Annotated in this window: 10 protein-coding genes; 1 reads left to right on the top strand and 9 read right to left on the bottom strand. The window is 71.9% G+C overall.

What is annotated here, in order from left to right:
• Positions 1-93 precede the first annotated feature (93 nt).
• The 8 genes from HD595_RS18655 to topA all read right to left on the bottom strand — a co-directional run bounded on the left by HD595_RS18655 (position 94) and on the right by topA (position 11,153).
• Entirely contained in the window at positions 94-948 is an 855-nt protein-coding gene (locus HD595_RS18655; protein ID WP_253770713.1) for a PSP1 domain-containing protein, read from the bottom strand.
• A 95-nt stretch (positions 949-1,043) separates the two neighbouring features.
• On the bottom strand, positions 1,044-2,066 hold the full coding sequence (locus HD595_RS18650; RefSeq protein ID WP_253770711.1) for a permease-like cell division protein FtsX: 1,023 nt from the start codon (positions 2,064-2,066) through the stop codon (positions 1,044-1,046).
• A gap of 8 nt (positions 2,067-2,074) precedes the next feature.
• Entirely contained in the window at positions 2,075-2,617 is a 543-nt protein-coding gene (locus HD595_RS18645) for a SigE family RNA polymerase sigma factor (protein WP_253770710.1), read from the bottom strand.
• 316 nt (positions 2,618-2,933) lie between these two features.
• On the bottom strand, positions 2,934-4,109 hold the full coding sequence (locus HD595_RS18640; protein WP_253770708.1) for a DNA polymerase III subunit delta': 1,176 nt from the start codon (positions 4,107-4,109) through the stop codon (positions 2,934-2,936).
• Positions 4,110-4,118: 9 nt separating this feature from the next.
• Positions 4,119-6,164, bottom strand: a complete 2,046-nt coding sequence (gene tmk / locus HD595_RS18635) for a dTMP kinase (RefSeq protein WP_253770706.1) — start codon at positions 6,162-6,164, stop codon at positions 4,119-4,121.
• 144 nt (positions 6,165-6,308) lie between these two features.
• Entirely contained in the window at positions 6,309-6,878 is a 570-nt protein-coding gene (locus HD595_RS18630; RefSeq protein WP_253770705.1) for a helix-turn-helix transcriptional regulator, read from the bottom strand.
• 69 nt (positions 6,879-6,947) lie between these two features.
• Positions 6,948-8,279 (bottom strand): metallophosphoesterase, encoded by a 1,332-nt coding sequence (locus tag HD595_RS18625; RefSeq protein ID WP_253770704.1) that lies wholly within the window; start codon positions 8,277-8,279, stop codon positions 6,948-6,950.
• Between the two features lie 108 nt (positions 8,280-8,387).
• Positions 8,388-11,153, bottom strand: coding sequence for a type I DNA topoisomerase (gene topA / locus HD595_RS18620; RefSeq protein WP_253770702.1), 2,766 nt, complete (start codon positions 11,151-11,153; stop codon positions 8,388-8,390).
• 209 nt (positions 11,154-11,362) lie between these two features.
• Here topA and HD595_RS18615 point away from each other — a divergent pair, with 209 nt between their 5' ends.
• Complete coding sequence (locus HD595_RS18615; RefSeq protein WP_205302617.1) at positions 11,363-11,530, top strand: DUF5703 family protein; 168 nt, start codon at positions 11,363-11,365, stop codon at positions 11,528-11,530.
• 399 nt (positions 11,531-11,929) lie between these two features.
• On the opposite strand, the gene HD595_RS18610 is transcribed toward HD595_RS18615, so the two are convergent.
• A complete protein-coding gene (locus HD595_RS18610) occupies positions 11,930-13,975 on the bottom strand; it encodes a chaplin family protein (RefSeq protein WP_253770700.1) in 2,046 nt (681 codons plus the stop codon).
• Positions 13,976-14,191: the final 216 nt, after the last annotated feature.

The raw sequence follows: 14,191 nt of genomic DNA, 5'->3' as shown, positions 1-14,191 counted from the left end.
AGGAGCGTCAACATCCAGCCGGTGTCGCGGGTCGGGAACAAGCGTCAGCATCCAGCCCGGCGGCGCGGTTCGGGAAACGGCCTCAGGTCGTCGTCATGCCTCCGGTTGTCGAGGTGCGCCGGGCGACGCGTCGGAGCCGTACATCTTGTCGTGCTGCTGGCGAGGCGAGCAGACCGACGCCGACGGGCAGGCGCAGCGGCGGCCGCCGTCGTCCAGCCTGACCGTCACCGTGTCGGACGGGACGTTGTGGCCCACCACGCTTCCCTCACCCTGCGGGGTGCTGACGCGGCTGCCGACCCGGGGCATCCGGTAGCGGGTCTCCATGTACAGCGGGTGCTCGTACTTCAGGCAGCACATCAACCGGCCGCAGGCCCCCGCGATGCGCAGCGGGTTGACCGGGAGGTCCTGGTCCTTGGCCATGCGCACCGACACCGGCTCGAAGTCCTTCAGGAACGTGGCGCAGCACAGGTCGCGGCCGCAGGGACCGATGCCGCCCTGCAACCGGGCCTCGTCGCGCGGGCCGATCTGCCGCAGCTCCACCCTGGCCCGCAGGTTGCGGGCCAGGTCACGGACGAGAGCGCGGAAGTCGACGCGGTGCGGGGCCGAGAAGTAGACGGTGAAGACGTTGTCGGCGTCAAGGTAGTCGACGCCCACCACCTTCATCGGCAACGCGTGCCGCTTGATCAGCCGCTTGGCCACGCTGCGCGCCTCGGCACGCCGGCGTTTGTTGGTCTCGTCGCGGCTGAGCTGCTCCTCCTCCGCGAGGCCCGCGCACACCGGCAGCCCGTCGATGTCCTCGCTCACGTACTGCGGCGCCCACACGCACTCGGCCACCTCGGGACCCGCGTCGGTGGGCACCAGCACCTTGTCGCCCACCTTGGGGCTGTGCGGGCCCGGGTCGAGGTAGTAGAGCCTCCCGTAGCGTGTGAAGCTCACGGCCATGATCATGCCCATGGGCTACGGCTCGCCTCCTGTCGGCCTCGGGGGTCTTACGGCCTTCGGTTGCCACCCTACGTGCGCGAGCCCGCTCGTGGTGAGGGGTGTCAGTTGCAGACGTCCGTGAACGTCCGCGAAATGCCGTGGTCCGCCATGAGCCTGAATAGGGCGAGGGAGCACTTCTGCTCGACCACCTGTGAGACACCCGGCCGTGTCCGCAAGGTGGCGGCCACCTTGGCGGAATCGGTCCCGGCTTTCAGGCGGACGCGGAACGACAAGGGCATGTCCGTGACCTTCACGGCGGTGAGAAGGGTCTTGTTGCCGGCGTACGCCTTCTTGAATCTCTTGTACGCCTGCTGCTGATCTTCGAAGGTGACCTTCTGGACCCCGGGCATCGCCTTGATCTCGCGCTCCAGCGCGTCCGTGTCCTCGGCGGTGATGCCCTTGCCGCGCTTCGAGGTCTTACGGCTCGCCTCGTAGCTCTCGCAGGAGGGCAGGTCGGACGAGCCAACGCAAAGGAACACCGAGATGTCCACTTTGTTGGGGACGGCCGCGGCGGCGTCCGTCATGGTCCGATCGGAGACCATCGCCACGCCGGGCAGAGTCTTGGCCGCAGCGGACACCGGCTCCGGCCGCGCGCCCGGTTCGAGGGTGATCCGGTAGGACGCCGGCACGTCGTCCGCCTTCACCCGGGCGACGATGTCCGGTCGGTCGGCGACCGCCTTGCGGAAGCGCTCATAGGCGGTCCTGCGGTCCTCGAAGAAGACCTTGGCGACCCCGGGCAGCCGGCCCAGCGACTCGGCCAGGGCCTTGGTCTGCTGCTCGGTGGCGGCGCGCCCCTGGCATGCCTGCTTGCCCTCCTCCAGCCCCGTGCACAGGAACACCGACACATCTGCCGGGTCAGGAGCCTGCGCCCGGGCCGACGCCACGCTCACCTCTTCCCCGGCGCCCGAGACCGTGAAGCCCACGACCGTCGCCGCCCCCGCGACCACGACCGCCGCTGCCCCGACCAGTCCGAGCCTCATGTTCACGCCGAACCGTCGTCGATCCGGCACCATCAGCGGCCGCAGCGTGCCGACCTCCACCGTGGCCCCCGCCTCGCCGAGCGCCTCGCGCAGACGGTCTTCCACAGGGCTGTTCACAATGCCTCCCCAAGTGCTCGGCCGAGGGCCGCGAGCCCTCGTGCGATGGTGGATCTCGCCGTGCCGCCGCTGATCCCCATGGTGTCGGCGATCTCCTGGTCGGTGAGGTCGAGGTAGTAGCGCAACGTCAGCGCCTCGCGCTGCCTGGGCGGCAGCGCGCTCAGGGCGACGAGCACCTGGCGACGCTCCTCCCCCACCAGCGCGGCGCTCTCCGCCGACCAGACAGGCGGTTCGTACGGCACGGCACGCCGGAACACGGTGGCACGCCTGCGCAGCACCGAACGACACCCGTTGAGCACCGCCGACCTGACGTAGACCAGCGCCTTGTCGGGGTCGCGCAGCCGGGACCGCCCGGCATGGGTGCGCGCGAAGGCGTCCTGGACGACGTCTTCGGCGGTCGCCCGGTCACCGACCATGATCAGTGCCAGGCGCACGAGACCGACGTGATGCTCGGCGAAGATCGTCGCCACATCCACGCGATCCCGGGTCAGGGCCTCCCGATGGGAGAGCAGTTCGACTTCCACATCACAGAGACGCACGGGGATCCAGTTTGCTGCTCGGCTCCGCGATCCAGACGAGAGTTCTCGCCTGGGGGCCATCTTTGGAGTGGCAGAGAGCGGCATCGGCTACCGAAGAAGACGGCCGGCAACGCGCTCGTCACGGCGCCCAGCCCGTGAGCCTTCACGACCGGCCGTGACAGATGGCCACCGACGACGGCCTGTGGGGCAACTCGGCTGTGCCGTAACCCCGAGAACAAGGAACAGCGCCCGCACGGCCGGCAAGCCGGGGCGACAGGGACGGCCGTAACCCCGAAACGCCCGACCGGCCATGACAGAGCGGGCCAGACCGTGAGAACTACGCTCCGCGCAAAGACAGCATCATCGCCTCGACGGCGATCTGCGGGTTGACGCTGGCTTCGAGGCGTTCGCGGCAGCGCATGATCGCGTCGATGCGCCGCAGTGTCTCCTCCGGCGTGGACTCCCGCGCCATGCGGTCCAGGTCGAAGCGGATGTCGTCGTTGGCCAGCTCCACCGCCGCACCGAACTGCATCGCCAGCACGTCGCGGTAGAACGAGACCAGCTCCAGCAGCGCCGCGTCCAGCGAGTCGCGCTTGATGCGCGTGGCCCGCGACTTCTGCCGGTCCTCCAGCTCCTTCAGCGCCCCGGCGCCGCCCCGCACCAGCCCCCGGTTGAGCCCCTTGCCCGACGACCCCTCCCCGTACAGGCGGCGCAGCTCGGACGTCTCCGCCTCGTTGAGCGTCGCCGTGGCCGCCGCGGCCTCCTCCTCCGCGGTCTTCACCAGGCGCTCCGCCGCCGCCACGCACTCCCCCACGCCCGTGAGCGAGCGGGGGATGCCGAGGACGGCCTCGCGCCGCCCCCTGACGCTCTCGTCCAGGGCGAGGGCGCGGGCGCGGCTGATGTGGCCCTGGGCGGCGCGGGCCGCGAACCGGGCCGTCTCCCACGGCACGCTGTCACGCGTCGCCAGCACGTGCGCGACCGCCTCGGTGCCGGGCGTGGTCAGCGTGATGACGCGGCAGCGCGACCGGATGGTGATCATCATGTCGTCGGGCGCCGGGGCGCACAGCAGCCACACCGTACGCGGCGGCGGCTCCTCGATGGCCTTGAGCAGGGCGTTCGCCGCCGACTCGGTGGCCCGGTCGGCGTCCTCGAACAGGATCACCCGCCATCTGCCCTGCGTGGGCGCGCCGGCGGCGCGCAGGATCAGCTCCCTGGTCTGCTTCACGCTGTACGACAGGCCGGCGGGGCGCACCGACTCCAGGTCGGGATGGGAGCCGATCAGCACCTGGTGGCACTGGTCGCAGTGGCCACAGCCGCCGTCGGGGCAGAGCAGCGCGGCGGCGAACGCACGCGCCGCGTCCTCCCTGCCGGAGCCGGGCGGGCCGGTGAACAGCCACGCGTGCGTCATGCCGGCGCCGCGCCCGCCCTCGACCACCTCGCGCGCGGCCGCGGCGGCCCGCGACAGGACGGAGACGGCCTGGTCCTGCCCGACGAGATCGGCGAAAACTGTCACGGACAAAGGCTAGTCGCGGATGGCCGGCATCGTGCCCGTGGCGTCCTCGGCCTCCTGGGGCACCGGGTCGGGCAGGATCTCGTGGACGCGGTCCTGGATGGCGCGGGTGATCTCCTCCGGCGTGAGCGTGCCGTCGACCACCAGGTAGCGCTCGGGGCTCGCGGCGGCCAGCGCGCGGAACTCCTTGCGCACCCGCTCGTGGAACTCCAGCGGCTCCGACTCGATCCGGTCGGCCGCGCCGCCCAGCCGGGTCAGCCCGATCGAGGGCGGCGTGTCGATGAGCACGGTCAGGTCCGGCAGCAGGCCGCCCGTGGCCCAGGAGTTGACCCTGGCCACGTCCTCGGAGTCGAGCGCCCGCCCCGCGCCCTGGTAGGCCAGCGACGAGTCGACGTAGCGGTCGCAGACCACGATCGCGCCCCGCCGCAGCGCCGGCCGGATGACCTTCTCCACGTGCTCGGACCGGTCGGCCGCGTACATCAGCGCCTCGGCGCGCGGCGACAGGCCACGCTCGGCCGCGTCGAGCAGGATGGCGCGCAGCCGCATGCCGGTCTTGGTGGAGCCGGGCTCGCGGGTCTGCACGACGTCGTAGCCCTGGTCGCGCAGCCAGATCGCGATCATGCGGGACTGGGTCGTCTTGCCCGAGCCCTCGCCTCCCTCGAACGCGATGAACAGGCCAGGCATGTCCTCGCCCCCCTCGGTCCTGAACCGCTCGCCGCGCACCGCCGCGATCAGGTCGTCGGACAGCGGCACGCCCTTGCGGTCGTCCATGTGGCGCAGCGCGAGGAAGCCGACGACCACGGCCAGTGCCCCGCCCAGCAGCAGCACCAGGTTGGACCCGTCGAAGCGGTAGGAGAGCTCCCCCGCGTCGAACCGGTGCTCACCGAACAGGGCCGCCAGCGGGTTGGCCACGGCGACCACGAGCAGCAGCGTCACCCGTGCCGTGGACTGCAGGAACGAGAACGTGCGGCCGCGCATCGCGTCCTGGACCTCAAGGCCGATCAGCGTGTAGCCGATGATCCACGCGATGCCCGCGCACGCCCCCAGCACCACGGTCAGCATGACCACGATCGCGAGGTTGTGGATCAGCGCGATCGCGACCAGCACCAGGCCCGCGACGGTGATGGCCAGGCCGAACAGCCGCCGCCTGGACAGCTCGCTCAGCAGCCGCAGCCCGAAGAACATGCCCAGCGCCATGCCGACGAAGACCGCGCCGAACACCACGCCGTAGGCCGCGTCGCCGCCGCCGAGCGCGATCACGTAGATCTTCGCCACGCCCACGACCGCGCCGCCCGCCGCGAACGCGCCGAGCATGCCGATGATCAGTCCGCGCACCAGCCGGTCGCCGCCGACGAACCGCCAGCCCTCGACGACCTGCTTGAGCACCGACGGGGTGGAGATCGCGCCGTCGCGCTTCGGGATGTCGCGCAGCGTGAAGATCAGGAACGCCGACGCGAGGTAGGCCAGGGCGTTGAGCGCCAGGGCCACGCTGGTCGGGTCGAGGCCGGACAGCGACGGCACGAGGCTGCGCAGGGTGTCGCCCGCCACCGACAGCGCCGCGAACAGCAGGGCCGCGACGGGCGCGCTGCCGTAGGTGACCAGGAGGTTGAGCCGGTTGGCCGCCTCGAGCTGGTCCTTGGGCACCAGGTTGGGGACGGTGGCGTCCTTGGCCGGCACCCAGAACAGGTTGACGCACTCCACGAGCAGCGTCGCGACGATGATCCACTGGTAGCTGCCGATGATCGGGATCGACAGCACCACGGCGAAGCGCGCCAGGTCGGAGACGAACATCGTCAGCCGCCGGTCGAACCGGTCGGCGAAGGCCCCGGCCAGCGGGCCGAGCAGCACGGCGGGCAGCATCTTGGCGATGAACACGCCGCCGACGGCCAGCGACTGGACGCGGTAGTCGTCGCCCCGGGTGAGATTGCCGGCCAATGCGGTCAGGGCCAGGATGTTGAGCCAGTCACCCAGGCTGCACACCGACATGGCCGTCCACAGCCGGCGGAACGGTGCGTTTGCCAGCACGTTGGTGGGTCGGCGTCGGCCAGGGACGGTCATGATGTCAGCGTATCCAGGTGCTCGCCGGGACTGGGAAGGCATGCGACGGACCGGGCACGCCCGGCTGTCCGCCGCCTGAGAGTATTACGTCGGCAGGCCGGCGCGCAGGTTTCACACCGCGAATGGGCCCCCGGGACGGCCTGGCTACGGCTCCGGCTCCGGCTCGCCGCGGGCGTGCCGGACCAGCGGCAGCCAGGCCGAGCGCACGGCGGCGGGCAGGGGCAGCTCGTCCCACAGCTCGACGAGCAGCACCCCGTCGACATGCGCCAGCAGATCATCGGGTCCGCCTGCCCCGAGCAGCGCGGCGTACGCCTCCCGCCGCTGCGCGCGGTCGGCCAGCTCGTACGTCCGCCCCCGCACCGTCACCGAGGCGAGCGCCCGTGCCGGCGGTAACCTCGGCAGCCGGCTCGGCACGTGGAACGGCCTGCCGTCGTCGGCGACGCCGCGCGTGAACTCGACCTTGGGCTCCAGGGCGAGCCGGAAGCCGGCGGCGTCGAGGATGCGCCCGGCCGTCTCCAGCGTCGGCGACTTGCGCCCGTGCTCGTACGCCGACAGCGTCGTGCGCGACGTGCCGCTGGCGCTGGCCAGGGCCGCCTGCTTCATGCTCGCGGCGTGCCTGGCCTGCTTGAACAGCCAGCCGCCGCGCTGCGCCCAGAACGTGACGTCGGGGACGCCGCCCCGCTCGTACATGCTCCCGGCCGGTGAAGACGTCATCGCCACCTCCCGCGTATCCCGTCGGATACTACGCCAGGCGGGCTCCGGTGACCAGGGGATCGCGGAAAGTCACGATCGCAGCTCCAGCAGCGTGATCTCCGGAGGCGCGCCGACCCGTACCGGCGGGCCCCAGAACCCGGCGCCCCGCGTCACGTACACCTGCACCCCGTCCACCGTCGCGAGCCCCGACACGACCGGCTGCTGCAACGGCACGAGCAGGTTGAACGGCGCGATCTGCCCGCCGTGCGTGTGGCCTGAGAGCTGGAGGTCCACCCCGTACCGGGCGGCGTCCGTGACCTGCACGGGCTGGTGGGCGAGCAGCACGGTGGACCGGCTCGTGTCGCGCCCGCCCAGGGCCTTGGCGAAGTCGGGGCCGTCGTCCATGGTGGCGCCGTTGACGTCGTTGACGCCGGCGAGGTCGAGCACGCCGCCCTGGTGGCGGATCTCGACCCGCTCGTTGCGCAGCGACCGCACGCCGAGCTGCCCCAGCTCCTCGATCCACTCGCCGGGGCCCTTGGACGTGTAGTACTCGTGGTTGCCCGTCACGAAGAACGCCCCGTACCGGGATTCCAGGTCGCGCAGCGGCCGGGCCAGCGGGCCCAGCTCGGCCACCGTGCCGTCGACCAGGTCGCCGACGATCGTCACCACGTCGGGCTTCAGGGAGTTGATCATGCGGACGATGCGCTCGGTGTGCGCGCGGCCCGTGAGCGGTCCGAGGTGGATGTCGCTCACCACGGCGAACCGCAGGCCGCTCAGCCGCTGGTCGAGGTGGGGCAGCGTGACCTTGACCGGCTCGATCACGGGATCGCCCAGCGCGGTGCGCACGCCGTACCCGACGGTGCCGATCGCGCTCACGCCCGCGACGGCGGCGGTGGCCCGCCCGAGGAACAGCCGCCGGCTCATCCCGGACGCCTCCGCAGCCGGAACGGAAGCCGCAGCCGGCCCGCGAACACCAGCCGCAGCCGGCCCGCGAACGGAAGCCGCACCCGCCCCCGGAACGGCATCCGCAGCCGCCTCCGGCCCCGGAACGACTGCCGCCGTACCGCCGTCACCGTCGGCCGGGACCGTCTCCAGGACCCGCGCCCTGGCCGTGGTCCGCCGTCCGCCCCGGCGCACGACCGCCCACGCGACCGCCCGCGGCACCTCCAGCACCAGCAGGAACACCAGCAGATAGAACATGATCGCCAGCCACAGGTACCCCGGCCAGGCCAGCCAGTGCCCCGCCTCCACCCGCGAGCCCACGAACGTGACCACGACCAGCGCCCCGAGCCCGGCCACCACCCAGGTCAGGGCACGCCGCAGCCGCCCCGGCCGGGTGGTGGAGCGCACCAGCCGGTGCCACAGGTACAGGTGGACGGCGCCGACCGCCGCGACCATCGTGAAGACGAAGCCCAAGACCACGCCGTCATGCTACGAGCCGCGACGCCCGGAGCGACGGCCCGCCCTGAGAGCCCTCTCAGCCAGAAGCCCCGGGCAACCCGCCCGGGGCCTCTCGACGGGAGACGCGGCTCAGGACTTGGCCGCGGGCTTCTTCGCCGCCGCCGTCTTGGCGGCCGTGCTCTTGGCGGCGGTGCTCTTCGCGGCGGTGCTCTTCGCGGTCGTGCTCTTGGCCGCGGCCGGCTTCTTGGCGGCGGGCTTGCGCGCCGCCGTCTTCTTCGGCGCGGGCGCCCGTTCGCGCCGCTCGGCCAGCAGCTCGGCGGCCCGGTCGATGGTGATGTCCTCGACGGTGTCGCCCTTGCGCAGCGACGCGTTGGTCTCGCCGTCGGTGACGTACGGCCCGAACCGCCCCTCCTTGACCACCACCGGCTTCTTGGAGTTGGGGTCCTCGCCCAGCTCGCGCAGCGGCGCCGCCGCGGCGGCCCGCCCCCTGCCCCGCTGCTTCGGCTGCGCGAACAGCTCCTTGGCCTGCTCGATCGTGACCGTGAGCAGGTCGTCCTCGGAGGTCAGCGACCGCGAGTCGGTGCCCTTCTTCAGGTACGGGCCGAACTTGCCGTTGTGGGCGACGACCTGCTCACCCTCCAGCTCGCCGACGACCCGCGGGATCGACAGCAGTCTGAGCGCGTCCTCCAGCGTCACCGTGTCGAGCGACATGGTCTTGAACAGCGAGCTGGTGCGCGGCTTGGGCGCGTCGGCCTTCTTGGTGCGCCGCTTCGGCGCCCCCTCCTCCTGCGCGACGGGCAGCACCTCCGTGACGTACGGGCCGAACCGGCCGTCCTTGGCCACGATCATGTGCCCGGTCGCCGGGTCGTGTCCCAGCTCCCGGTCGCCCGTCGGCCGCGAGAACAGCTCCTCGGCCTTGTCGGCGGTCAGCTCGTCGGGCGTCATGTCCTCGGGGACGTTGACGCGGGCGCCGTCGCGGTCGAGGTACGGGCCGTACCGGCCGACCCGGATCACGATGTCGGTGCCCCTGATCGGGAAGGAGCTGATCTCCTTGGCGTCGATGTCACCGAGGTCGGTGACCATCTCCTTCAGGCCCTCGTCGCCGTCCTGGCCGAAGTAGAAGCGCCGCAGCTCCGGCACCCGCTCGGCCCGGTCGTTGGCGATGTCGTCGAGGACCTTCTCCATCTCGGCGGTGAAGTCGTAGTCGACGAGGTTGCCGAAGTGCTGCTCCAGCAGGTTGACCACGGCGAACGCCAGGAACGACGGCACCAGCGCCGTGCCCTTCTTGAACACGTAGCCGCGGTCGAGGATCGTGCCGATGATCGAGGCGTACGTGGACGGTCGCCCGATCTCGCGGTCCTCCAGCTCCTTGACCAGCGACGCCTCGGTGTAGCGGGCCGGCGGCTTGGTCGAGTGGCCGGCCACGTCCAGCCGCGTCAGGCCGAGCGCGTCGCCCTCGGCCAGGTTGGGCAGCCGCTTCTCGGAGTCGTCGCGGTCGGTCGACGGGTCGTCGGCCCCCTCCACGTATGCCTTCAGGAAGCCGTAGAAGGTGATGGTCCGGCCCGAGGCGCTGAACTCGACGTCCTCGCCCGACGCCGACCGGCCGCCCACCTTCACCGAGATCGACTCACCGGCGGCGTCCTTCATCTGCGACGACACCGTGCGCTGCCAGATCAGCTCGTACAGCCGGAACATGTCGCCGGACAGCCCGGTCTCGCCCGGCGTGCGGAACTCCTCGCCCGAGGGGCGGATCGCCTCGTGCGCCTCCTGCGCGCTCTTGACCTTGCTGCTGTAGACGCGCGGCTTGTCGGGCACGTACGCCGCGCCGTACAGCTTGATCGCCTGCGAGCGGGCCGCGGCGATCGCGGTCTCCGACAGCGTGATGCTGTCGGTACGCATGTACGTGATGAAGCCCTGCTCGTACAGCCGCTGCGCGACCTGCATCGTGTACTTGGCCGAGAAGCCCAGCTTCCGGCTGGCCTCCTGCTGCAACGTGGTCGTCCGGAACGGCGCGTACGGCTTGCGCGTGTACGGCCTGCGCTCGACGGAACGGACCGAGAACGAGGCGCCCTGGAGCCGCGCGGCCAGCTCACCGGCGGCGGCCTCCGACAGGTGCAGCACGTCGTTGCTCTTGAGCAGGCCGGTGCTGGCGAAGTCGCGGCCCTGCGCCACCCGCTTGCCGTCGACCCCGGTCAGCGTCGCGGTGAAGTCGCGCGGCTTCTCCTCGGGCTTGTTGCTGTCGAACAGCGCCTGCAGGTCCCAGTAGTGGGCGGGCGTGAACGCCATGCGGTCGCGCTCGCGCTCCACGACCAGCCGCGTCGCCACCGACTGCACGCGGCCCGCCGACAGGCGGGGCTTGACCTTCTTCCACAGGACGGGGCTGACCTCGTAGCCGTAGAGGCGGTCGAGGATGCGCCGGGTCTCCTGGGCGTCGACCAGGCGCAGGTTGAGGTCACGCGGGTTGGAGACGGCGTCGCGGATCGCCTGCGGGGTGATCTCGTGGAACACCATGCGGTGGACCGGCACCTTGGGCTTGAGCACCTCGCGCAGGTGCCAGGCGATGGCCTCGCCCTCGCGGTCCTCGTCAGTGGCCAGGAACAGCTCGTCGGCGTCGCGCAGCAGCTGCTTGAGCTTGTTGACCTGCGCCTTCTTGTCGGGGTTCACGACGTACAGCGGCTCGAAACCGTGATCGACGTTGACGCCCAGGCGTGCCCACGCCTCCCCCTTGAACTTCTCGGGGATGTCATCGGCCTTCTCCGGCAGATCGCGGATGTGGCCGATGCTGGACTCGACGATGTAGCCGCGCCCGAGGTACCCGGCGATCGTCTTCGCCTTGGCGGGCGACTCGACGATGACCAGGCGTGTTCCGCCGGCGCTGCCGTTGTTGGCTGGCACGCTGCTTCCTACCTCGCTGTTCGCTTGCAATTCCCCCTGCCGGGAGCCGGCACAGATCTGAAAGGTAACCCGACTCGCGGAAATTTCCTTCCCCCGGGGCTACCCACTAGCTTTCGGGTCCACCCACAAGCACGCAGAATAAGGCCCAACGAGCGGCACCGCGCCCTGACTCACCCTGGAGACTAATCGTTGTGCTCGACTACTCCTACATGGATATCTTCATTCCGCGCGACCTCTCCCGCGAAGCCGCACGTCAGCTGCTGACCGAGCACGCGGAGTACGGACAGTGGGAGCTCTCCCGGGTGCGCCTGCACCCCGACGGGAGCCGGCACGTGCGGCTGCGCCGCAAGGTCATGCGGGTCCGCAGCACCCTCTGACCTCGGCCTGACCTCGCCTGACCTCGGCCGGACCTCGGCCGACGCCCTCCGACGTCTGTTCAACGTACAGGGCCTCCAGAGGCTTCCGCGGCCCGCCCGCGGGGCTCGTCCCGCCTCCCGGACGCGGACATGGCTTTGCCCGTCCCGGGCCGCGCCCCCGAGACGGGCAAAGCGTCTGTGAACCCGCCCGCCTCCTGGTGCGGAGCCTGGCGGGGTTTTCGGTCCGGCCGCCCATGGCGTGAGCGGCGGACCGTACCTCTTCTTATGGGTGCTGACGTCAGCCCTTACCAGCGGGTGAGAGGCGCGGGACGTCAGGTGAGACTGGCCGGTCGCTTACTCCGCGTGCCTGTGCCGCACCGGCTTCGGCGACCGCTGCCGGCTGTCTCCGGCTGTCTGTGACTACTTCCGGCCGAGGCGGAAGCGGCGGGTCGCCGCGAACAGCGTCGCCGAGGCGGCGCACATCCCGCCCATGAGCAGCGCGACCAGGGCGCCGAAGCTCATCCCCGTGACCCCGGCGGGCCGGGCGGCGCTCATGAGACCGATGTCACCGACCGGGAGCGAACGGGTGGCCGAGGTGGCCGCGCCGCCGACCGGCGTCGAGGCGACGAGCGAGGTCGCCGGGGAGACCGCGGACAGCGGGCCGGACACGCCGCCGGCGTTGCTCACGACCTCCTTGGCGTGCTTGCCGCGCTTGACCGGCTTGGCGGGCTTGGCGGGCTTGGCCGGGTGCGCGGGGGTCGCGGGCCGGGCCGGGCGGTCGGGCAGGCCCGGCAGCGACGGCAGGACCGGCAGCCCCAGCGAGTCGGACATGTCGCCCACGACGGGGATACCGGCCGCGCCCTGCATCTGACGCGTCACGTTGCCCGCGCCCTCCAGTCCGCCGACGGCCGGGACCGCGGGCAGGGCGGGCAGCATCCCGCCGCCCTGGGCGCCGGGGCTCGCCGCGTACGGGTGACGCCCGGGCCCGCCGTGACCGCCGTGGCCCTCGTCGGCCGGCTTGCCGACGTGCGCACCGCCGAGGCACCCGGCGGCCGCGTCGCCCAGGACGGCGACGGCGTTGCCGCAGACGTTGATCGGCGCGGTGATCGGCGCGACCACCTGGTTGCCGCCCAGCACCGAACCGCGGCCGGACGTCGTGTTGCCGCCGGCGCTGGAGCCGTGCTGCGGCGAGACGCTGGCGCCGCCCTTGCAGCGGGCCTGGGCCAGGCCGAGGGCCGCGACGGCGTTGCCGCAGGCGTTGATCGGCGCGGTGATCGGGGCGACGACCTGGTTGCCGCCGAGCACCGAGTTGCGGCCGGACGTCCGGTTGCCGCCGGCGCCCTGCCCGCCGCCGTTCTTCACCGACGCGCCGCCCCTGCACCCGGCGAAGGCCTCGCCGAGCACGGCCACCGCGTTGCCGCACACGTTGATCGGCGCGGTGATCGGGGCGACGACCTGGTTGCCGCCGAGCACCGAGCTGCGGCCGGACGTCCGGTTGCCGCCGGCGCCGGATCCGCGGCCGCCGGAGCCCTCCACGGACGCGCCGCCCTTGCACCCGGCGACCGCGTTGCCCACGGCGTTGCCGCAGGCGGTGATGGGCAGGCTGATCGGGGCGATGACCTGGTTGCCGCTGCCGGCGCCGAAGCGGCCGTCGGTGTCGTTGCCCCCGGAGCCCGGCCCGCCGTGGCCGCCGTGCCCGCCGCCGTAGCCCCCACCGTGGTGCCCGCCCGGACGCCCGGTCGTGACCGACGAGCCGCCCTTGCAGCCCGCGAACGCCTCACCGAACGCGGCGACGGCGTTGCCGCACACGTTGATCGGGGCGGCGATCGGCGCGACCACCTGGTTGCCGCCGAGGACGGAACTGCGTCCGGAGGTGGTGTTGTGGCCGGCGCCGCCGCCGTGGCCGTTGTTCTTGACCGAGGCCCCGCCCTTGCATCCGGCGGTGGCCTCGCCGAAGACGGCGACCGCGTTGCCGCAGGCGTTGATCGGCGCGGTGATGGGCGCCGTCACCTGGTTGCCGCCGAGGACGCTGTGGTCGCCGGAGGTGCGGTTGCCGCCCGGGCCGCCGCGGCCGTTGTTCTTGACGGTGGCGCCGCCCTTGCAGCCGGCGTCGGACCTGCCGAACAGGGAGACGGCGTTGCCGCAGGCGTTGATCGGGGCGGTGATGGGCGCGTTGACCTGGTTGCCGCCGAGGACACTGGAGTTGCCGGACGTCCTGCCGGGGATGCTGGAGCGGCCGGTGTTCTCCACCGACGCGCCGCCCTCGGAGGAGGCGCGGGACTCGCCGACCGCGGCGACGGAGTTGCCGCTGATGTCGATCGGCAAGGTGACGGGCAGGTTGACCTGGTTGCCGCCGCCGACGGAGTGGTCGCCGGAGGTGTCGGCGAACGCGGTGCCGCCGCCGAACGACATGACCGCGACCGCGAGCAGAGCCGCGGGTGTGGAAGCCTTCGCCCACGTACGCATGATGAGTGCTCCTATGACTTCAGGGGGAAATGAATTGCGCCTGACGAACCGCGGGAGGCGAGGCCGTACGGGAGCGTGACGCGTCGCCGTACAAGCGGGACCTCGCGGACCGCGGTTCAGTGATGACTGACGTGTCGCCCGCCGGCGGAGGGGCTCATGCCCCACCGGTTCGTACGGGCGGGTTCACGGTGCCGCCGGCCTGGTCGCCGGGGCCCG

The organism is Nonomuraea roseoviolacea subsp. carminata (assembly GCF_024172185.1).
Classification (GTDB): domain Bacteria; phylum Actinomycetota; class Actinomycetes; order Streptosporangiales; family Streptosporangiaceae; genus Nonomuraea; species Nonomuraea roseoviolacea.
Note: the sequence above shows the minus strand (reverse complement) of the source record. Positions and strands in the feature narration are given on the sequence as shown.